The sequence below is a fragment of the Microbacterium sp. KNMS genome, from assembly GCF_053851835.1.
The window spans coordinates 17,835-36,849 of sequence record NZ_JBSQBP010000021.1 but is presented as its reverse complement, the minus strand read 5'-3'; the positions used below and the strand labels follow the sequence as shown (position 1 = coordinate 36,849).

Annotated in this window: 15 protein-coding genes; 10 read left to right on the top strand and 5 right to left on the bottom strand. The window is 70.9% G+C overall.

What is annotated here, in order from left to right; genetic code table 11:
- Positions 1-8: 8 nt before the first annotated feature.
- Positions 9-2,066 carry an NAD(+) synthase gene (locus ACWXWW_RS13265; RefSeq protein ID WP_455970215.1) on the top strand — a complete coding sequence of 686 codons (2,058 nt, stop codon included), beginning with the start codon at positions 9-11 and terminating at the stop codon, positions 2,064-2,066.
- On the opposite strand, the gene ACWXWW_RS13260 is transcribed toward ACWXWW_RS13265, so the two are convergent.
- Positions 2,067-2,621 (bottom strand): hypothetical protein, encoded by a 555-nt coding sequence (locus ACWXWW_RS13260; RefSeq protein WP_271174397.1) that lies wholly within the window; start codon positions 2,619-2,621, stop codon positions 2,067-2,069.
- Positions 2,622-2,709: 88 nt separating this feature from the next.
- Between ACWXWW_RS13260 and ACWXWW_RS13255 the strand changes: the two genes are divergently transcribed.
- Positions 2,710-4,164: a lipase maturation factor family protein gene (locus ACWXWW_RS13255; protein WP_455970213.1), complete on the top strand. Its 1,455-nt coding sequence runs from the start codon at positions 2,710-2,712 to the stop codon at positions 4,162-4,164.
- Positions 4,165-4,171: 7 nt separating this feature from the next.
- Here ACWXWW_RS13255 and ACWXWW_RS13250 read toward each other — a convergent pair whose 3' ends face one another.
- Positions 4,172-5,080, bottom strand: coding sequence for a LysR family transcriptional regulator (locus ACWXWW_RS13250; RefSeq protein WP_455970211.1), 909 nt, complete (start codon positions 5,078-5,080; stop codon positions 4,172-4,174).
- Between the two features lie 70 nt (positions 5,081-5,150).
- Here ACWXWW_RS13250 and ACWXWW_RS13245 point away from each other — a divergent pair, with 70 nt between their 5' ends.
- The gene (locus ACWXWW_RS13245; protein WP_455970209.1) at positions 5,151-6,338 is read left to right on the top strand and encodes an MFS transporter; all 1,188 of its coding nucleotides are present in this window, start codon (positions 5,151-5,153) and stop codon (positions 6,336-6,338) included.
- Between the two features lie 3 nt (positions 6,339-6,341).
- Here the strand turns inward: ACWXWW_RS13245 and ACWXWW_RS13240 are convergent, their stop codons facing one another.
- Complete coding sequence (locus ACWXWW_RS13240) at positions 6,342-6,947, bottom strand: tRNA-specific adenosine deaminase (RefSeq protein ID WP_282980149.1); 606 nt, start codon at positions 6,945-6,947, stop codon at positions 6,342-6,344.
- Positions 6,948-7,145: 198 nt separating this feature from the next.
- On the opposite strand from ACWXWW_RS13240, the gene ACWXWW_RS13235 reads away from it, so the two are divergent.
- From ACWXWW_RS13235 to ACWXWW_RS13210, 6 genes are read left to right on the top strand one after another with little or no spacing between them, the layout of a single operon-like run.
- A complete protein-coding gene (locus tag ACWXWW_RS13235) occupies positions 7,146-10,052 on the top strand; it encodes a glycoside hydrolase family 3 N-terminal domain-containing protein (RefSeq protein WP_455970207.1) in 2,907 nt (968 codons plus the stop codon).
- A gap of 60 nt (positions 10,053-10,112) precedes the next feature.
- Positions 10,113-12,572 (top strand): glycoside hydrolase family 3 C-terminal domain-containing protein, encoded by a 2,460-nt coding sequence (locus ACWXWW_RS13230; protein ID WP_455970205.1) that lies wholly within the window; start codon positions 10,113-10,115, stop codon positions 12,570-12,572.
- Positions 12,572-13,195: a hypothetical protein gene (locus tag ACWXWW_RS13225; protein ID WP_455970203.1), complete on the top strand. Its 624-nt coding sequence runs from the start codon at positions 12,572-12,574 to the stop codon at positions 13,193-13,195. The genes ACWXWW_RS13230 and ACWXWW_RS13225 overlap by 1 nt, the downstream gene beginning before the upstream one ends.
- 4 nt (positions 13,196-13,199) lie before the next feature.
- Positions 13,200-14,225 carry a glycosyltransferase family 2 protein gene (locus ACWXWW_RS13220; RefSeq protein WP_455970201.1) on the top strand — a complete coding sequence of 342 codons (1,026 nt, stop codon included), beginning with the start codon at positions 13,200-13,202 and terminating at the stop codon, positions 14,223-14,225.
- Between the two features lie 17 nt (positions 14,226-14,242).
- Positions 14,243-14,965, top strand: coding sequence for a LytR/AlgR family response regulator transcription factor (locus ACWXWW_RS13215; RefSeq protein WP_455970199.1), 723 nt, complete (start codon positions 14,243-14,245; stop codon positions 14,963-14,965).
- Positions 14,962-16,266, top strand: coding sequence for a GHKL domain-containing protein (locus tag ACWXWW_RS13210; RefSeq protein ID WP_455970198.1), 1,305 nt, complete (start codon positions 14,962-14,964; stop codon positions 16,264-16,266). Before ACWXWW_RS13215 ends, ACWXWW_RS13210 begins: the two co-directional genes overlap by 4 nt.
- Before the next feature lie 21 nt (positions 16,267-16,287).
- Here the strand turns inward: ACWXWW_RS13210 and ACWXWW_RS13205 are convergent, their stop codons facing one another.
- Together ACWXWW_RS13205 and ACWXWW_RS13200 are read right to left on the bottom strand one after the other, a co-directional pair.
- Positions 16,288-16,467, bottom strand: a complete 180-nt coding sequence (locus tag ACWXWW_RS13205; RefSeq protein WP_324013943.1) for a hypothetical protein — start codon at positions 16,465-16,467, stop codon at positions 16,288-16,290.
- Positions 16,468-16,490: 23 nt separating this feature from the next.
- Positions 16,491-17,855, bottom strand: coding sequence for a DUF222 domain-containing protein (locus ACWXWW_RS13200; RefSeq protein WP_455970197.1), 1,365 nt, complete (start codon positions 17,853-17,855; stop codon positions 16,491-16,493).
- A gap of 193 nt (positions 17,856-18,048) precedes the next feature.
- Here ACWXWW_RS13200 and ACWXWW_RS13195 point away from each other — a divergent pair, with 193 nt between their 5' ends.
- Positions 18,049-18,975 carry an aldo/keto reductase gene (locus ACWXWW_RS13195; RefSeq protein ID WP_421076073.1) on the top strand — a complete coding sequence of 309 codons (927 nt, stop codon included), beginning with the start codon at positions 18,049-18,051 and terminating at the stop codon, positions 18,973-18,975.
- Positions 18,976-19,015 lie beyond the last annotated feature (40 nt).

Below are 19,015 nucleotides of genomic sequence, written 5' to 3'. Positions count from 1 at the left end.
TGGAGGACGTGAGCGACTTCGACTTCGGCAGCGCATACGGCCACGGCTTCGCCCGCATCGCGGCGGCGACCATCCCGCTCGCGGTCGCGGACCCGGCCGCGAACGCCCAGGCGGTCATCGAGACCGCCCGCGAGCTGAGCGACGATGCCGTCGCGGTCGCGGTGTACCCAGAGCTGTGCCTCTCGGGCTACGCGATCGACGACCTCGTTCTGCAGGACCCGCTCCTCGACGCGGTCGACGACGCGATCGCGACGATCGTCGCGGCCTCGGCCGATCTCTTCCCCGTGCTCGTCGTGGGCGCGCCCCTCCAGCGCGGCAGCCGCGTCTTCAACACGGCCGTCGTCATCCACCGCGGCGAGATCCTCGGCGTCGCGCCGAAGTCGTATCTGCCGACCTACCGCGAGTTCTACGAGCGCCGCTGGTACGCCCCGGGCGACGACCAGCGCGGCACGATCGCGGTCGCGGGTCGCGAGGTGCCGTTCGGCCCCGACCTCCTCTTCGAGGCGGCGGACGTGCCCGGCCTCGTCGTGCACGTCGAGGTGTGCGAGGACATGTGGGTGCCCGTTCCGCCCTCGTCGCTCGCGGCGCTCGCGGGCGCCACCGTGCTCCTCAACCTCTCCGGCAGCCCGATCACGATCGCGCGCGCCGACGATCGCCACCTGCTCTGCAAGTCGGCCTCTGCCCGATGCATCGCGGCGTACGCGTACGCCGCGGCCGGGCAGGGCGAGTCGACGAACGACGTCTCGTGGGACGGCCAGACGATGGTCTACGAGGTCGGCACCCTCCTCGCCGAGACCGAGCGCTTCCCGGATGGCGCGCGCCACTCCGTCGCGGACGTCGATCTCGACCGCATCCGGCAGGACCGCCTGCGCCAGGGGACGTTCGACGACAACCGGCGCACCTTCGCCGAGCAGACGCGCTTCCGGACCGTCCGCTTCGAGGTGGATCCGCCGCGCGGCGACGTCGGCCTGCGGCGAGCGCTCGACCGGTTCCCCTTCGTGCCCGACGACCCCGCTCGTCTCGCGCAGGACTGCTACGAGGCGTTCAACATCCAGGTGTCGGGGCTCGTGCAGCGCCTGTCGGCGATCGGCAGCCCGAAGCCCGTCATCGGCGTGAGCGGCGGTCTCGACTCGACGCACGCGCTGCTCGTCATCGCCCGCGCGATGGACCGGATGGGCCGCCCGCGCAGCGACATCCTCGCCTACACGATGCCGGGGTTCGCGACGAGCGAGCACACGAAGTCGAACGCGATCGCCCTCGCGGAGTCGGTCGGCGCGACCATCGAGACCATCGACATCCGCCCGGCCGCGACCGAGATGCTCACGCGCATGGGCCATCCGTTCGGCCAGGGCGAGCCGGTCTACGACGTGACGTTCGAGAACGTGCAGGCGGGCCTGCGGACCGACTACCTCTTCCGGCTCGCGAACCACCACGGCGGCATCGTCGTCGGCACGGGCGACCTGTCCGAGATCGCCCTCGGCTGGGCGACCTACGGCGTGGGCGACCAGATGAGCCACTACTCGGTCAACCCCGGCGTCCCGAAGACCCTCATGCAGCACCTCATCCGCTGGGTCATCGCACACGGCGAGGGCGTGTCGGAGGCGGAGCGGAAGGTGCTGCAGTCGGTGCTCGACACCGAGATCAGCCCCGAGCTCGTGCCGGCCGGCCAGGACGGCAAGGTGCAGTCGACCGAGAGCACGATCGGTCCGTACGCCCTCCACGACTTCACGCTGTTCCACATCCTGCGCTACGGCATGCGGCCGTCGAAGATCGCCTTCCTCGCCGAGCGGGCGTGGAGCGACGCCGAGGCGGGCGCGTGGCCCCCCGGGTTCCCCGCGGAGGATCACTACGCCTACGACCTCGCGACCATCGTGAAGTGGGAGCAGGTCTTCCTCAAGCGCTTCTTCGGGTTCTCGCAGTTCAAGCGGTCGGCCATCCCGAATGGGCCGAAGGTGTCGCCCGCCGGCTCGCTCTCGCCACGCGGAGACTGGCGTGCGCCGTCCGACGGGAACGCAAGGGCCTGGCTCGCAGAGCTCAAGGCCGCGCTGCCCGACCTCGTCGAGTAGTCACTCGGGGTCGCGGTCGCGCAGGCCGACGCGATCCGGGATCTGCATCGCGAGGCCCGGGAGCCACGTCGCGGGGTCCGGCCACGGGCGCGACGTCGGCAGGCTGCGGAGCATCCGCGCCGCCTGCTCGCGGCGCTCGGCCTCGGGCGCGTGCACGGGCACTATGCGCCGCGGCGCCCGGTGGCCGAGCGCGCCGCACCACCAGTGCCGCCAGATCTCAGGGGCCTCGTCGGGTTCGAGCACGAGGTAGTAGTCGGGCATGAGCGCGTCGCCGCGCTCGAACTGGCGGAGCGTGTCGCCGATCTCCGCCTCGAGCACGCCGAGGGTCGCGCGCTCCTCGAAGAGCTCGATCCACGCGGAGGCCACGTGCTCGAGCGGGTCGGCGTCGTGCACCACCCAGGGGGTGCCGGACGCCGAGATGCGATGCGCCGCGAGAGACGGCTCGGAACCGCGCAGCGAGAGCGCGGAGACGCCGTCGAGCGCATCGACGGAGGCGAGCACGTCGTCGGCACCGGGGCCGACGACGGCGACGATGGTTCCGGTCGTACCTTCCATGCCTCAATATATGCCGGGATCCGGATGCGAGGCCAGACCCCTCCGTCAACCCCGTGAGAGCCGGGCGCGACGGTCGTATCGTGGCGGCATGGACGGCTTCGCGGCGGTCGACTTCGCGTTCGCGCGCGAGGTGCTCCAGCGCGGCATCGCGGCGCTGTACCTCGTCGCGTTCCTCTCGACGCTCAACCAGTTCCGCGCGCTCCTCGGCGAGCACGGCCTGCTCCCGGCGCCCGAACTGCTCGCGTGGGCGCGCTCCTCCGACCGCGCCGCCCGGGCGCTGCGGCCCACCCTGTTCCGATGGATCCGGTACACGGATCGCCGTCTCGTCGCGCTCTGCATCGGCGGGATGGCCGTGAGCGCGCTGATCGCGGCGGGCCTCCCCCAGCTCGGTCCGCCCTGGCTGCCGATGCTGTGCTTCCTCGCGATCTGGTTCGGCTACATGTCGATCGTCTCGATCGGGCAGACCTTCTACGGCTTCGGATGGGAGATGCTGCTCCTCGAGTCGGGCTTCCTCGCCGCGTTCCTCGGCTCGCACGACCAGCCGCCCGCGACGGCGATCATCGTCCTGTTCTGGTGGCTGCTGTTCCGGCTCGAGTTCGGCGCCGGCATGATCAAGATCCGCGGCGGACGCGAGTGGCGAGACCTCACGGCCCTGACCTACCACCACGAGACGCAGCCGATGCCGGGGCCCCTGAGCCGCCAGGCGCATCTGCTGCCGCGCTGGTTCCACAGGCTCGAGGTCGTGGGCAATCACATCGCGCAGCTCGCCGTGCCCTGGCTCGTGTTCGCGCCGCTCCTCGGGCTGTGGCTGCCCGACGCGATCCCGCTCCTCATCGGCGCGTTCGCGGCGGTCGTGATCATCGCGACGCAGCTCTGGCTCGTCCTCACGGGCAACTTCGCATGGCTGAACGCGGCGACGATCGTCCTCGCCTTCTCGGCCGTGGGCATCCCCGCGGGCGACGAGCGCGGCGAGCTCCCCCTGCCCTGGCTCGTGGTCACCTCGGCCGTCGCGGTGCTCTGCGTCGTGCTGAGCGGGCAGCCGCTGCGCAACCTCTTCGCGCATCGGCAGCTCATGAACGCGAGCTTCAACCGCTGGAACCTCGCCAACGCGTACGGCGCCTTCGGCACGGTCACGAAGGAGCGCATCGAGTTCGTCGTCGAGGGCACGCTCGACGCGAATCCCGAACACGCGCAGTGGCACGAGTACGGCTTCCGCGGGAAACCCGGCGACGTGCGTCGCAGGCCCCCTCAGGTCGCTCCGTACCATCTGCGGCTCGACTGGCTGATGTGGTTCCTCCCGCTCGGCCACCGCATCGACGACTGGTTCCTCGTGTTCCTCGTGCGGCTGCTCGAAGCCGACCGTCCGACGCTCCGGCTCCTCGCGCGCGACCCGTTCCACGGCCAGCCACCCCGCTTCGTCCGCGTCGTGACCTACCGCTACCGCTTCGCCTCGCGCGCCGAGAAGCGCGAGAGCGGAGACGTGTGGGTGCGCGACCGGCGCAGGACGCTCGTGCAGCCCGTGTCGCTGCACGACGTCGCGTGACGCCTGATCAGCCCTCCGCCCAGATCCGCCGCTCGTGCGCGACGCGGACGACCGCGTCGCGCACGAGCAGCACCGCAGGGCGCGACTCCCCCGCGGCCGTCACCGCGCACATCCGCCGCGACGCGAGGCGGCTGCGGATCGGCACCGACACGCAGCCCGCGGGCACGACCGGCTGCTCGGGCACGACCGCGAGACCGAGCCCGGCCGTCACGAGACCGCGCACTGTGATGAGGTCCTCGCCCTCGAAGGCGATGCGGGGCGTCCGCTCGCTGCGCGCGAAGAGCGCGTCGAGCGAGTCCCGCAGCCCGAAGCCGCGCGCGAGGGTGACGATCGGCCACTCCGCGATCTCGGGCACCGAGACCGACGCGCGCCGCGCGAGCGGATGGTCGTCGGGCAGGAGCGCGACGAGCGGCTGCTCGAACAGGGGCACGACCTCGATGTCACCGCCGATCGCCGGGGTGTCGACGACGAGGGCCATGGCGACGCGACCCGCGTGCAGCTGCTCGATGAGGAGCGAGCGCGCGCCCTGGTGCAGTTCGAAGCGCAGATCGGGGCGGTCGCGGCGCACGGTGCTCACGACCTCGGGGATGAAGCGCTCCCCGAGCGAGGTCTGGAAGGCGAGCGACACCGTCGACGAGGCCGCGCCCGTGACGGCGCCGACGCCGTCCTCGATGAGCTCGATCGCACGTCGGAACGCGGGCAGGAGCGTGCGCGCGGCGGCGGTCAGGCGGATGCCGCGGCCCTCCCTCTCGACGAGCGCGACGCCGAGGCGCTGCTCGAGGGTGCGGATGGCGCGGCTCACGTTGGGCTGCGGCATGCCGAGGCGCTCGGCGGCCGCCGTGACGTGCTCGGTGTCGCCGAGCGCGACGAGCACGGGCACGAGCGGGAGGACGCCGCGGATCCGATCCGTTTCCATGCCCTCATGGTATGCATCAGGCCGATCCGGTATTGGATCCGCATGCATCGGGCGGGCTAGCGTCGAGGGCATGACGGCGACCGCCTCCCTCCCGACCGCGAGGGAGTCCGCCGTGCCGAGGTCGCGGCGCCTCTCGATCGCGATGTGGTGCGCGGGCATCGCGAGCTTCGCGCTCCTCCACGCCCCGCAGGGGCTCCTCACGTTCGTCGCCGCCGACCTCGACCGCTCAGCCGCCGCCGTGGCCTGGATCATCTCGGGCGCGACGCTCGGCCTCGCCCTCTCGCTTCCGCTGTGGGCGGTGCTCGCGGCACGGCGCGGGGTGGCGTGGTCGATGCGCGTCTCGGCGACGACGTCGGCGCTCATCGCGCTGCTCCTCCCGCTCGCGCCCACCCTCGAGCTCCTCGTGGCGGGGCGGTTCCTGCAGGGCGCGGCGCTGGGCGGTATCCCGGCGCTGGCCGTCGCCCTCGTGCACGAGGTGATCTCGGGGCGCCGGGCCGCGGTCGTGGCGGGCGGCTACATCGCGGCGGCCTCGATCGGCGGGCTGTCCGGGCGGCTCGTCGCGCCGCTCCTCGCCGAGATCGGCGGATGGCGCCTCGGCCTGCTCCTCCTCGATCTCGCCGGCGCCGCGATCACGATCACGATGGCCGTCCTGCTGCCGCGCACGGCGCCATCCGGAGCCCCCGCCGGGCGCACGCTCCGGGTGTTCCTGCGGCAGCTGCGCGATGCGCGCCTGCGCGCGCTGTTCCTCATGGGCGGCATGCTGCTCGGGGCGATGATCGGCATGTACAACGCGATCACGTTCCGCCTCGAGGCCCCGCCCTATGCCCTGCCTGCTGCGGTCGTCTCCTTCGTGTTCCTCGCCTATCTCGGCGGGACGGCCGCCGCTCAGCTCTCCGGGCGCCTCTCGCTCCGCTTCGGCCTGCGCACTCCCCTGCTCGCGGGATGCGCGCTCGTGCTCGCGGGCGCCCTGCTCACGGGCACGACCCCGCTGCCGCTCGTGATCGCGGGCGTCGTGCTGCTCACGACCGGGATGTTCCTCGCGCACTCCGTCGCGAGCTCGGCCGTGGCGGGCTTCGCGGGCGCCGACCGCGCGAGCGCGGGGTCGATGTACAACGTCTTCTACTACGGCGGATCGAGCCTGTTCGGATGGCTCTGCAGCGCCGCGTGGACGGCGTCCGGATGGCCCGCGGTCGTCATCGTCCTGGGCGCGCTCGCGATCGCGGCGGGCGGATGCGCACTCGCGGCCACGCGCCGCTGACGATCACCCGCGCGCGTTGTAGACGGTGATCGCGCCGGCGTCGACCGCCGCACGGTACGCGCGGAAGACCGCGACCGCGTCGTCCTTCGCGACGCCGTCGATCACGGCGATGCCACGGGCCTCGAAGGCCTCCGCCCAGTCGGCGACCATCGGGCCCTCGTCGAACGTCGTGATCTCCTCGCACTCGGGCCCCGATCCGGCGATCGCGAGGGTCGTGATGCCCGACCACATCGCCGCGCCGTAGCACTGCACGCACGGGCGCCAGTTCACGACGAGCTCGTGCCGCGGCTGGTCCGATGCGCCGAGGTCCCACGAGCCGACCCGCGCCTGAGCCATCCCGAGCGCCGTCACCTCGGCGTGCCCCGACGTGATGCCCGTGGACAGCACGACGTTCACGCCGACCGACACGATCCGGCCCGTGTCGGCCTCGGCGACGAGGGCCGCGAACGGGCCGCCGTTGCCCTCGCGCCAGTTGCGGTCGGCGAGCCGGTTGACGAGGGCCATGCGCCCCTCGAGGGTCGGGATGACGTCGGGCACGTCGGCGAGCTCCTCCGCGATCCAGGCGGGAAGGGAGATCGTGTACGAGGTGGCGAGGGGTGGGAACTCCATGACGCCAGCATGCTCCACGCATGTGTCGGCCGTGTGACGGACCGCGGGCGGCCGACAGTTCATCCGCCGGAAACGACAGATTGTGCGGCAGCGCCCATGCAGGTGCATGAACATCGGTGGAATGGGTGGCGGCGTCTGCGCACCGAGGCGGGACGCCGGCCTCCGCCGAGGGAGGCCCGCATCAAGAGGAGAGAACACGTGGGTTCAACGAAGGCCAAGGCGCCGATGTCGAACAGGAGGTTCCTCGCGATCTGGATCCCGATCGTCGCGTTCGTGGCCGTCCTGGCCGTCGGCGCGAACATCGCGATCGGGATGTTCCGCGGGGCGATCGAATCGTTCATGGGCACCGGCACGTACGTCGTCAGCAACACCGCCGAGGGCGCTGAGCTCGACACGACCTACTACGAGAGCGATCACGCGACGCAGGAGGACGCCAAGGCGGCGTCGGCCGAGCTCGTCGAGGACATCGCCGACGAGGGCATGACGCTCCTCAAGAACAACGGCGCGCTGCCGCTCGAGACGGGCGCCGTGACGCTCCTCGGACGTGGCGCCGCCGACCCCGTGTACGGCGGCTCCGGATCGGGAACCGCCGACACGCGCACGGCCGTGAACATCCGCCAGGGCATCGAGAACGCCGGCTTCACGGTCAACGACACGGTCTTCGACGAGCTCGCGGCCTTCGCCGAGGCGAACCCCGCAGCGGAGGGCGGCCGGACGAACATCGTCATGGACAAGCCCGAGGAGTCGAACTACAACATCGGCGAGATGCCGGTCGACGAGTACTCGCAGGACGCGCTCGACAGCTTCGCGGAGTACGGCGACGCGGCGATCGTCGTCATCGGACGCGCCGGCGGCGAGGGCGGAGACCTCGCCACCGACATGACCCCCTGGGACGAGACCGCCGAGCCGGGGCAGCACCAGCTCGAGCTCAACCAGGACGAGAAGGACCTCGTCGCCCTCGCCGAGGAGAACTTCGAGACTGTCGTGGTCGTCGTCAACGCGTCGACGTCGATGGAGCTCGGCATCCTCGAGGACGACCCCGCGGTCGACGGCATCGTGTTCGCCGGCTCGCCGGGTGTCTCGGGCTTCAACGCCCTCGGCAGCATCCTGAGCGGCGCGGTCAACCCGTCGGGTCACACCGTCGACGTCTTCTCGGCCGACTTCACGGCCGACCCGACGTTCGTCAACTTCGGCGACTTCGCCTACTCGAACCTCGAGGACGCGTACTTCGTGGACTACGAGGAGGGCATCTACAGCGGGTACCGCTACTACGAGACCGCCGCGGTCGAGGGCTTCATCGACTACGACGAGGCCGTCGTCTACCCGTTCGGCTACGGGCTGAGCTACACGACCTTCGACTGGAGCGTCGCGGACGCGCGCCTGGGCGAGGTCGACGGCGAGATCTCGATCGACGTCGACGTGACGAACACGGGCGACGTCGCCGGCAAGGACGTCGTCCAGCTCTACTACACCGCTCCCTACACCCCGGGCGGCATCGAGAAGGCCCACGTGGTGCTCGGCGACTTCGCGAAGACGGGGCTCCTCGAGCCCGGCGCGACGGAGACCGTCACGCTGACGCTCGCCGTCGAGGACATGGCCTCGTACGACGCGGCAGATGCCGCGGCCTACGTGCTCGAGCAGGGCGACTACGAGCTGAAGCTGCAGACCGACTCGCACAGCCTCAAGGACGGCATCGAGCCGCTCGTCTACACGGTCGACGAGACCGTCGTCTACACGGACGGACGCGCGAGCGACGAGGTCCCCGCGACCAACCGCTTCGACGACGTGACGGCCGCGTTCGAGGACGGCACCCGCACGGCGTTCTCGCGCGCGGATTTCGCCGGCACGTTCCCGACCGCTCCCGAGGGCGCCGACCTCGAGGCGAGCGAGGCGACGATCGCCGCGTACGAGCCGTTCGACGCCGCAGCCGCCGCGTCCGACGCCGAGGGCGCCGAGGCTCCGACGTGGAACGCCGACAACGACCTGTCCCTCGTCGATCTGCGCGGCCTGCCGTACGACGACCCCGCGTGGGAGGAGCTCCTCGACCAGCTCGACCCCGACGAGGTGCTCACGCTCCTCACGTCGGGCGCGTACAACACGGCAGGGCTGCCGGAGATCGGCAAGATCCGCACGAACGACCTCGACGGCCCCGCGGGCTTCTCGTCGTTCATCAACCCGGACCTCTGGACCGGGACCGCGTTCCCCTCGGAGTACCTCATCGGCCAGACGTGGAGCCGCGACCTCGCGAACGCCATGGGCGTGGCCGTGGGCAACGAGGCGCTGCACATGGGCGCGAACGGCTGGTACGCCCCCGCGGTGAACCTGCACCGCTCGCCGTTCGCGGGCCGCAACTTCGAGTACTACTCGGAGGACCCGGTGCTCTCGGGCGCCCTCGCGACCCAGGTCGTCGACGGCGCGCTGACGAAGGGCGTGTACTCGTTCACGAAGCACTTCGCCATGAACGACCAGGAGACCAACCGCGTGAACGGCGGCGGGCTCTCGACCTGGGCGACCGAGCAGACCATCCGCGAGCTGTACCTCAAGCCGTTCGAGATGGTCGTGAAGGACGCGCGCGGCGAGGTCGAGTACTACGACGCGGATGGCGAGCTGCAGACGAGCGAGATCGGCTCGACCGCGATCATGAGCTCCTTCAACCGCATCGGCGCGACGTGGGCCGGCGGCTCGTCCGCGCTCATGCACGACGTCCTGCGCGAGGAGTGGGGCTTCCGCGGCTTCGCGATCACCGACTTCAACCTGTACGACTTCATGTACCCCGACCAGGCATGGAACGCCAGGGGAACGGATCACATGCTGACGTTCGAGGGCTCGAAGACGATCGCGGACTCGACGAGCGCGGCCGCGCAGGACAACCTGCGGTACGCCATCCACAACGTGCTCTACACCGTGGCGAACTCCAACGCGGTGAACGGCATGGCCTCGGGTGCGACGCTCACGTACCAGCTGGCGGGCTGGGAGATCGGCGTCATCGTCGGGACGATCCTGCTCGCGCTGCTCGTCGTGGCCGGCGTGGTCTGGATGGTCGTGCGCGTGCGCCGTCACCGCGCTCGCCCGACCGTCGCCCCGGCCGACGCGGCGACGTACTGACCCAGCCATGAACCGGGGCCGGGAGGGCGACCTCCCGGCCCCGCACAGGAAGACCTCATCGTGAACGACACACCGGCGCTCCTCGCCCAGCTCACCCTCCTCGAGAAGGCCGCCCTGCTGAGCGGTCAGAACACCTGGCAGACGCGCGCGATCGCGCGTCTCGGCATCCCCGCGATCTGGATGTCGGATGGCCCGCACGGTGTGCGCAAGCAGGTCGGCTCCGCGGACCACCTCGGTCTCAACGCCTCCGAGCCAGCGACCTGCTTCCCGACCGCGGCCACGATCGCCAACAGCTGGGACGAGGAGCTCGCCGCCGACATCGGCCGAGCGCTCGGTGCGGAGGCGTCCGCCCAGGGCGTGCACGTGCTGCTCGGGCCGGGTCTCAACATCAAGCGCAGCCCGCTCGGCGGGCGCAGCTTCGAGTACTTCTCCGAGGACCCCGAGCTCGCGGGGCGCCTCGCCGCCGCGTACGTGCGCGGCATCCAGGAGCAGGGCGTCGCCGCGACGCCCAAGCACTTCGCCGTCAACAGCCAGGAGCTGCGCCGGATGGTGAGCGACTCGGTCGTCGACGAGCGGACCCTGCGCGAGATCTACCTGACCGCGTTCGAGATCGTCGTCGAGGACGCGGCGCCGTGGGCGATCATGTCGTCGTACAACCTCGTCAACGGCGCCTACGCGCACGAGAACGCGCATCTTCTCGCCGAGATCCTCCGCGAGGAGTGGGGCTTCGACGGCGCTGTCGTCTCCGACTGGGGTGGCGGCAACGACGCCGTCGCCGCCGTGCGCGCGGGCGGCTCCATCGAGATGCCCTCGCCCGGGTTCGACTCGGCCCGTCAGATCGTCGCCGCCGTCGAGCGGGGCGAGCTCGCCGAGGCGGACCTCGATGCGCGGGTCGCCGAGATCCTCGACCTCGTGCGGCGCGTCACGACGCGGACGACGCGCGCCCGATCGCGCTTCGACGCCGACGCGCACCACGCCCTCGCCCGACGCGCGGCGGCCGAGTCGGCCGTCCTCCTGCGCAACGAGGGCGGGCTCCTCCCCCTCTCGTCCGGCACGCGCGTCGCCCTCATCGGCGACTTCGCCGAGACCCCGCGCTACCAGGGGGCGGGATCGTCGGCGGTCAACGCCACCCGCGTGACGAACCTGCGGGATGCGCTCGCCGACAGCGACCTCGAGGTGCTCTCGTTCTCGCCGGGGTTCCACCGGGACGGCCGCCCCGACGCCGCTCTCCTCGCGGGCGCCGTCGCCGCGGCGCGCGAGGCCGAGGTCGCGGTCCTCGCGCTCGGCCTCCCCGAGATCTCCGAGTCGGAGGGGCTCGACCGCGGCTCGCTCGCGCTGCACGCCGCGCAGGTCGACGTGCTGCGCGCTGTCGCGGCCGCGAATCCGCGCACGGTGGTCGTGCTGAGCGCGGGCGGCGTCGTCGAGACGCCGTGGGCGGATGACGCGGCGGCTCTCGTGCACGCATACCTCGGCGGACAGGCCGGTGCGGAGGGGCTCGCCGACGTGCTGACCGGAGCCGTCAACCCCGGCGGCCGCCTCGCCGAGACCGTCCCGTACCGCCTCGCCGACACGCCGACCGCCGGACGCTTCCCGAGCGTCGACCGCACCGCCGAGTACCGCGAGGGCCCCTTCGTCGGCTACCGCTACTACGAGACCGCGGGCGTCGATGTCGCGTTCCCCTTCGGATTCGGACTGAGCTACACGACGTTCGCGTACTCCGACCTGCAGGTGGGCGACGACGCGGTCTCGTTCACCGTGACGAACACGGGCGGCGTCGCAGGCGCCGACGTGGCGCAGGTCTACGTCGGCCGCCGCGGCACGGGCGGCGTCCCGCGCGCGGTGCGCGAGCTCAAAGGCTTCCGCAAGGTGCGGCTCGCGGCCGGCGAGTCCGCGCGGATCACCGTGCCGCTCGGCGCGCGCGCCTTCCGGTTCTTCGACGTCCGCACGGGCGCCTGGCAGATCGAGGAGGGCGACTACCTCGTGCAGGTGGGCCCGAATGTGCGCGATCTGCCGCTCGAGGCCGTCGTGCCCATCGGGGGCACCGTGCCGCAGCGGGCGCCGGAGGCAGCACTCGCCGTCTATGCCACGGGACGCGTGCACGACGTCTCCGACGCGGACTTCACCGCGCTGCTCGGCCGCCCGCGCCCGGACTCGGAATGGGGCGACGGCCCGCTCGGGGTGAACGATCCGATCGATCGGCTCCGCGTCGCCCGCAGCCCCCTCGCGCGCCTTGTGTTCCGGATCGTCGACGGCCGTCGGCGCAAGGCCGAGGCGTCCGGGGAGCCCGACCTCAACATCCTCTTCCTCTTCAACGGGCCGTTCCGCGTCATCTCGAAGATGAGCGGCGGCCTCGCGACGAGCCGGCTCACCGACGCGCTGCTCACCCTCGTCAACGGGCAGACGATCCGCGGTCTGGGCCGCGTCGTGGCCGCCTTCTTCCGCGGACGCCGGGAGGAGAGGCGCACCCGCGACGCCTTCCTCTCCGCCGCCGACGCACCCACCTCGAACAGGAGCGCATGATGTTCACCGCGATCAAGGACTGGTGGCGAGGCTTCCAGGACCGGCACCCCGAGCTGTCGAAGTTCCTCATGTTCTTCGTGCTCTCGAACGGCGTGACCGTGCTGCAGCTCGCGCTCATGCCGATCTTCCGCTGGGCGTTCGACAGCTTCACGGGTCTCGTCGGGGTCGACTTCCAGGTGCTCCCGGTCGGCTCGAACGTCGACGGCTCGACGTACTTCATGTTCGACTACGCGGCCGGCGCCCTCCCTGAAGGGGGCGGCGGTCTCGCCTACTTCCTGGCCGTCCAGATCACGCTGCTCATCGCGCAGGTCATCAACTTCTTCCTCCAGCGCAACATCACGTTCAAGTCGAACACCTCGCCGTGGGTCGCGGCAGGATGGTACGCGCTCGCCTACGTCGTCATCACGTTCGCCGCGGCTGCCGCGCAGGGGTTCTACAAGGCCCCGATCTACGACCTCCTCATCGGGATGTGGGGCGGCACGGGCGAGGTCGTGGCCGACGTCGCGACGATGATCATCAACTCGGCGATCTCGTTCTGGGTCTTCTACCCGATCTTCAAGCTGATCTTCCGCCAGACGCCCGACGCCGCCGCCGTGGCCGCGCCCACCGCCCAGGCAGACTAGAGCCATGCCCCTCCTCTCGATCGTGGTCCCCGCCTACAACGCGGCCGACCACCTTCACCGTGCCCTCGTCCCCCTTCTGCGGATGCGGCACGACATCGAGGTGATCGTCGTCGACGACGGGTCGACCGACGCCACCGCCGAGATCGCCGACGACTACGCGCGTCGGCGCCCCGACGTGTTCCGGGCCATCCACCAGCCGAACCGGGGGCACGGCGGGGCGATCAACACCGGCCTCGCCGAGGCGCGCGGCACGTACCTCAAGGTGCTCGACGCCGACGACTGGCTCAGCATCCCCGCTCTCGAGCAGGTGCTGCAGATCCTGCGCACCCTCGAGGAGTGCGGCGGCGTCGACGCCGTGTTCACCGACTACGTGCACGACCGCGTGGGCAAGTCGAACCGCGTCTCCCGGTTCGACAGCGTCTTCCCCGCGGGCCGGGTCTTCGGATGGGGCGACACCGAGCGGTTCAGCCGTCGCCAGTACCTCATGATGCACGCGATCATCTACCGCACCGAGATCGTGCGGGCATCCGGCCTCCGGCTGCCCGAGAACACCTTCTACGTCGACAACCTCTACGTCGTCGTGCCCCTCGCGCGCGTGCGGAGCATGTACTACCTGCCGGTGAAGCTCTACCACTACGTCATCGGCCGCGAAGGGCAGTCGGTCGAGGCCGACACGATGCTGCGCCGGGTCGACCAGCAGCTGCGGGTGAACCGGCTCGCCCTGCGCGCGCTCCCCTCTCCCGCCGAGGTCGCGACCGGAGAGGTGCCGGCGCCCCTGTACGCCGCGCTGCTGCACTACATCGAGGCGATCTGCGCGGTCACCTCCGCCACTCTCGCGCGAGGAGGAACGCGTGCGCACCTCGCTCAGCGCGACGCCTTCTGGCGCGAGGTCAAGGCGGAGAGCCCGTGGGTCTACACGAGGCTCCGACGGAGCTTCATGGGCGCGAGCAGCAACCTGCCCGGTCATGCCGGGCGCCGCGTGACCTCGCTCGCGTACAGCGTCGCGCGCCGGGTCGTCGGTTTCAGCTGATCCGAGGAGGGAGAGAGATGATCCGCATCGCCGTCGTCGAGGACGACCCGGGGAGCATCGACCGTCTCCTCTCGCACCTCGACCGGTTCCAGCGCGAGCACGACGAGCGGTTCCACATCGGCGCGTTCCATGACGGCGCGGACATCCTCGACGACTACCGGCCCGACTGGGATGTCCTCCTCCTCGACATCCAGATGGAGCGCGTGGACGGCATGACCGCGGCCCGCCGCATCCGCGAGGTGGACGGCGAGGTCATCATCGTGTTCGTGACGAGCTCGCCTCAGTACGCGATCAGCGGATACGAGGTCGACGCGCTCAGCTACCTCCTCAAGCCGGTGTCCTACGCCGCCTTCGAGCAGGAGATGGAGCGGTGCCTCGTCCGCCTGCGGCGGCGCGAGCGCCGTCACCTCCTCTTCTCGACCACCGACGGGGCGCGCCACCGCGTCGACGTCGCCGACATCGTCTACCTCGAGAGCGCGAAGCACCACGTGCTGATCCACACGCTCGAGACCGACCACACGGTGGTCGCGACGCTCAAGGCCATGGAGGCCGAGCTCGCGGACGAGGGCTTCCACCGGTGCAACAGCGGATACCTCGTCAATCTGCGCCACGTCACGGGCGTCGAGGGCAGCGACTGCCGGATGCGCGGCGGCGCGAGACTGCAGATCAGCCGTCCGCGCAAGAAGGACTTCCTCGCGGCGCTCGCGAGCTACATCGGCTCGCGCGGGATCACGGCATGAGCGACGTCGTCACGAGCGAGCTCGCCGAGATCCCCCGCCTGTTCACCGCTCTCGCCGAGTGGGGCGCCTGCGCGGTGTTCATCGCGATCGTCCGCCGGCGCATGCGGTGGCTCCCGACCGTCGGCGTCGCCCTGGCCGGGCTCGCGGCTCTCGTCGGTCTGCAGCTGTGGGCAGACACCCTCCCTCTCGCGCTGTGGATCCCCGGCATGCTCGGCGCCGCGCTCACGATGTTCGCGCTCCTGTTCGCGTCGCTGCGGATCACCGCGGTGACGGCGGGGTACCTGACAGCGCGGGCGTTCGTGCTCGCCGAGTTCGTCGCCTCGCTGCACTGGCAGCTCGAGCGCTTCTACCTGCCCGACGCGGAGGGCGTCGCGCGGGCGGCATTCCTCGCCCTCGTCTACGGCGGCGTGCTCGTGCTCGCCTGGCTCGCCGAGCGCCGGCATCTCACGCGCGGAGCGGAGATCGAGGTGGGATGGCGCGAGCTCGTGAGCGCGCTGGCGATCGCCGCAGCGACCTTCGGGATCTCGAACCTCAGCTTCGCCAACGCCAACACCCCGTTCAGCAGCCGTCTCGGCCCCGAGATCTTCTACATCCGCACGCTCGTGGACCTCTGCGGCTACATCGCGCTCTACGTGCAGCACGAGGTGCGCCGCGAGATGCAGACCCGGCGCGACGCGGAGGCGATGTCGCAGCTGCTCCGGAGCCAGCACGACCAGTACGAGCTCTCGCGACGCGCGATCGACGAGGTGAGCCGCAAGTACCACGACATGAAGCATCACCTCGATGCCCTGCGGGCCGAGACCGATCCGGGGCTGCGCGAGCGGATGCTCGACGACCTCGAGGAGTCCATCCGCGACTACGGGGCACAGGTGCGCACGGGCAACCGCGTGGTCGACGTGGTCCTCACCGGCAAGCGCCTGCGCGCCAACGAGGACGGGGTCGACGTCTCGTACGTGGCGGATGGCCGGCTGCTCGACTTCATGAGCCCGCTCGACGTGACGGCGGTGCTGGGGAACGCCCTCGACAACGCCATCGAGGCGACGAAGCGCATCGCGGACGCCGATGAGCGCCTCGTGCGGGTCGCCCTCTTCGCGCAGGACGACTTCGTGATGCTGCGCGTCGAGAACACCTTCGACGGCATCGTGAAGCGCTCGGATGGCCGGATCGTCTCACGCAAGCGCGAGGCCGGCCACGGCTACGGTCTGCGCAACATCGAGGCGGCCGTCGAGCGGTACGGCGGCTCGCTCTCGATCAGCGCGGACGAGCGCTGGTTCTCGCTGCGCGCGCTCTTCCCGCGCTGAGCGTTCCGGGCTCGGCGGTGCTCAGTCGCGCCGCGAGCTCACGAGCGACCGCAGCACGAAGAAGACGACCACGGCCACGACGGCGACGACCGCGAGCTTGAAGATCCAGAACATCACCGAGAACAGGATGTTCACGAGCCACCACGCGATGACGACCGCGGCGATGACGCCCAGGACTGTCCAGATGGTGCTCTTGTTCATGACTCCAGCCTAGGGCCCGCCGATCAGCAGGCCACCCGGTACCGGGTCGGCCCGCCACGACGCGGCGTGCGCGTGTGGTCGAGCCAGGGCGGCGGGATGAACCACGGCACCGCGTCGACCCCGACGCCCTCGATGCGGATATCCCATCCGTCGTCGTGGATCCGATGATGACAGGCCACGCACAGGAGGATCCCGTTATCGAGATCGGTCCTTCCTCCCCGCGACCACCACTCGATGTGGTGCACCACAGCGTGCCCGGGCGGGGCGCCGCAGAATGCGCACCCCTCGTCGCGGATGGAGATCGCGAGCTTCTGTTTCGGAGTGAAGAGGCGCTCTCTGCGTCCGAGGTCGAGGATCTCGCTCTTGCCGCCGAGCACGCACGGGATGATCTGCGCATCGACCGCCATGCGCCGCACCGCCTTGGCGGTCACGGGCTGCTCGATTCCGTCGATGGTCGCCATGCCGCCGCCCGACGCGTCGCCGTTCTGCTCATCGAGTGCCGCACGGAAGGTGTCGTAGTCCATCCGCACGACCATCGTGGCGATGGGGCGGGTCGGGATGGCGGTGCAGCCGAGAGCATGCCGAGCGACGTCGGCGAGGATGTCGATCTGCATCTGCAGCCGCGTGCGGCGATCGCGCCGCGCCTCGTCGGGCTCGTGCTCGTTCGCGCGCATCCGCTGCGTCACCATGCCGTCGAGCAGCGCGACGATCGGCGCCGCCGTCTCGGGGTCGGCGCGTCCCGTGAAGGACACCGAGCCGTCGCGCTCCGTGCGCCACGCGAGCATGCGCCGATCGCGGCGATCCTGCTCTCGGTCTTCCGCGCCATCCGGATCGAGCCGCATCTCGGCATCGAGCAGCAGGCGCCGCAGCTCGTCACTCGTGAGCCCGGGGGCCTGCGCGACGAGGATCGACTCCATCTCGTCGCAGGCCGCCGTGCCGGCGCGCACGACCACCCGGTCCAGCATGCCGACGATGGCCTCCGCTGCGGCGAGGCCGAGGGCGCCGGCCCGAAGCGCCTCGGCGACATGCGGGTGCTTCGCGGGCAGCCGCTCCCCGACGAGGCTCATCCGCGGCGCGATCGCCTCGCCGACGCGCATGAGCCGAGCAGCCTCGCCCGTCGTCACACCCGTCGTGGCCGAGAGCAGGGTGCCCGGCGAGGAGTACCCCTGCCTGCGCGCGAACCCGTCCTTGCCGAGCTCGCGGCGCGACTGCCGGGCGATCTCTCCCGAGGCCGCGGCGAGCGACGCATCGACGCTCCGCCGGAGGGCGCCGAGCACATCGGTCAGCGCCCTCAGCTCGTCTGGAGCGAGACCATCCACATCGAGGTCAGCGACGTCGGCACGCAGGGCCGCCAGGCTCTCGCTGAGTGCTGATGTCATCCTCGACATGACTCCATGGTAGTTCTGTTCGATTGGTCGCGCAAGGGTTTTTAGAAGTTTTCTTCGAGTTCATTCGCACACGATCGCACGCCGCTCCCCCGCGAACGCAGCCGCAGCATCCGCTGATCTCCCCGCGATCCGCGCCCCGGCCATCCGACAGCTCATAGCCTGGAAGCCGGATCACCGAACGACTGGAGGCACCATGGCACGGATCGGCACGAGCGAGCTCGACGTCTTCCCCCTGAATCTCGGCGGAAACGTGTTCGGGTGGACGGCAGACCGCGACGAGTCGTTCCGCATCCTCGACGCCTTCGTCGAAGGAGGCGGCGACTTCATCGACACGGCCGATTCGTACAGCGCGTGGGTTCCCGGCAACAGCGGCGGCGACAGCGAGCGGATCATCGGAGCCTGGCTCGCCGATCGCAAGCCGCAGGGCGTGACCGTCGCGACGAAGGTCAGCCAGCACCCCGACTTCCGCGGCCTCTCCGCCGCCAACGTCCGCGCCGCCGCGGAGGCGTCCATCGAGCGCCTCGGCGTCGAGTCGATCGATCTCTACTACGCGCACTTCGACGACGAGTCGACGCCGCTCGAGGAGACCGTCGCGGCGTTCGGCGAGCTCGTGCAGGACGGCCTCGTTCAGTACACCGCGATCTCGAACTACACGCCCGAGCGCATCCGCGAGTGGATCCGCATCGCGCGCGAGATCGGCGCCCCTGACCCGGTCGCCGTGCAGCCCCACTACAACCTCGTCGAGCGCGGCATCGAGCAGACGATCCTCCCTCTCGCCGAGGAGTTCCACCTCGGCGTCCTGCCCTACTTCTCCCTCGCGAAGGGCTTCCTCGCGGGCAAGTACCGCTCGGCGGCCGACGCCGGCTCTCCGCGTGCGGGCGCTGCGAAGGAGTACATCTCCGAGAAGAACCTCGCGCTCATCGACGGCATCGAGCGGATCGCGCAGGCCCACGGGGTGTCGATCGCGACGATCTCGCTCGCGTGGCTTCGGTCGCGCCCCACCGTCGTCGCCCCGATCGCGTCGGCGTCGCGCGTCGACCAGGTGGCGGATCTCCTCGCCGCCGGACGCCTCGAGCTCGCGCCGGAGGAGATCGCAGAACTCGACCGCCTGTCCGCCTAGCGGCCCGCGGCGCCACCCGCGCGCGATGGCAGGATGAGCG

What these genes read in the sequence shown, in the direction of transcription:
- ACWXWW_RS13260 (WP_271174397.1), bottom strand. Translation starts at nt 2,621, where the DNA reads ATGGAAGGTACGACCGGAACCATCGTCGCCGTCGTCGGCCCCGGTGCC.
- ACWXWW_RS13255 (WP_455970213.1), top strand. Translation starts at nt 2,710, where the DNA reads ATGGACGGCTTCGCGGCGGTCGACTTCGCGTTCGCGCGCGAGGTGCTC.
- ACWXWW_RS13250 (WP_455970211.1), bottom strand. Translation starts at nt 5,080, where the DNA reads ATGGAAACGGATCGGATCCGCGGCGTCCTCCCGCTCGTGCCCGTGCTC.
- ACWXWW_RS13245 (WP_455970209.1), top strand. Translation starts at nt 5,151, where the DNA reads ATGACGGCGACCGCCTCCCTCCCGACCGCGAGGGAGTCCGCCGTGCCG.
- ACWXWW_RS13240 (WP_282980149.1), bottom strand. Translation starts at nt 6,947, where the DNA reads ATGGAGTTCCCACCCCTCGCCACCTCGTACACGATCTCCCTTCCCGCC.
- ACWXWW_RS13225 (WP_455970203.1), top strand. Translation starts at nt 12,572, where the DNA reads ATGTTCACCGCGATCAAGGACTGGTGGCGAGGCTTCCAGGACCGGCAC.
- ACWXWW_RS13220 (WP_455970201.1), top strand. Translation starts at nt 13,200, where the DNA reads ATGCCCCTCCTCTCGATCGTGGTCCCCGCCTACAACGCGGCCGACCAC.
- ACWXWW_RS13215 (WP_455970199.1), top strand. Translation starts at nt 14,243, where the DNA reads ATGATCCGCATCGCCGTCGTCGAGGACGACCCGGGGAGCATCGACCGT.
- ACWXWW_RS13210 (WP_455970198.1), top strand. Translation starts at nt 14,962, where the DNA reads ATGAGCGACGTCGTCACGAGCGAGCTCGCCGAGATCCCCCGCCTGTTC.
- ACWXWW_RS13205 (WP_324013943.1), bottom strand. Translation starts at nt 16,467, where the DNA reads ATGAACAAGAGCACCATCTGGACAGTCCTGGGCGTCATCGCCGCGGTC.
- ACWXWW_RS13200 (WP_455970197.1), bottom strand. Translation starts at nt 17,855, where the DNA reads ATGTCGAGGATGACATCAGCACTCAGCGAGAGCCTGGCGGCCCTGCGT.
- ACWXWW_RS13195 (WP_421076073.1), top strand. Translation starts at nt 18,049, where the DNA reads ATGGCACGGATCGGCACGAGCGAGCTCGACGTCTTCCCCCTGAATCTC.